The organism is Halomonas sp. 3D7M (assembly GCF_014897885.1).
GTDB lineage: Bacteria > Pseudomonadota > Gammaproteobacteria > Pseudomonadales > Halomonadaceae > Vreelandella.
The window spans coordinates 19061-19998 of sequence record NZ_JABUZF010000277.1; the positions used below are offsets into that span (position 1 = coordinate 19061).

General features: G+C 47.1%; 2 protein-coding genes. Both read left to right on the plus strand.

All coding sequences use genetic code 11. The features are described 5' to 3' along the window. Positions 1-610: Fic family protein (locus INT22_RS21705; protein WP_226912965.1), on the plus strand; the 610-nt coding region annotated here is incomplete at its 5' end. Positions 611-679: 69 nt separating this feature from the next. Next, positions 680-938 (plus strand): LysE family translocator (locus INT22_RS21710; RefSeq protein ID WP_226912966.1); only part of this gene is annotated, 259 nt, incomplete at its 3' end.

Consider the following 938-nt stretch of genomic DNA (forward strand, 5'->3'; position numbering starts at 1 on the left):
AAACGACTCGGTGGGAAATGTACCCGAGTTGGTAGCCGCAGCGATACTCTCTTTTGGATTTGTTTTTTTGCACCCTTTTATGGATGGTAACGGGCGTATTTCACGCTTTCTGATTCATCATACGTTGTGTCGAATGGATGGGCTGCCCCACGATAACCTTCTACCTATCTCGGTTGCCATGAAGCGTTATGAAGCTGATTATTTGGCAGCCTTGGAAGCATTTTCCAAACCTGCCCGCGAGCATTGGCGAGTAAGTTGGATTGATGCCGATCAGTACGATTTTGAGTATATGGGGTTCGATGCACTCTATCGCTATTGGGATGCCACTAACGCCGTGGCTTTTACACTGAAAATGGCAAGTGTAGCGCTTGAAGATGAGTTGAAAGCAGAGACACGCTACCTTGCCTGCTTTGACCGCGTATATGCGGCGGTGGATGCGAATTTTGATATACGTGGAAGCGATTTGGCACGGCTAGTGATGATGTGCCTGAGTAATGAAGGGCGCCTCTCAAACAATCGGCGTAAGCAGTTTCGCTACCAAGTGCCTGATGATGTATTGGATGCCATTGAAGCAGAGGCTCAATATGTGCTTGAAGAGTACAAAGACTAGTATAAATAGCGTTAGTCGTACCATCAGTTTGCTACCAGCACAGTTGTTAAGCTATACAGGTGAGTTTTTATGAACCTAACTACACTGCTGTTTTTTATCCCTGCCTGCTTCGCCCTGAATATGGCGCCTGGCCCTAATAACCTGCTTTCATTAACCAATGCTAAACGCTATGGCGTTCGAACAGCTTGTTTAGCGGGTATTGGGCGGCTAATAGCATTCGTCGGCATGATTACGCTGGCAGCGACTGGCTTGGCGACGCTGCTTTACACTTCTGAAAAAATCTTCCTGGTTATTAAGGTGGTTGGTGGCCTCTATTTGTTATGGCTGG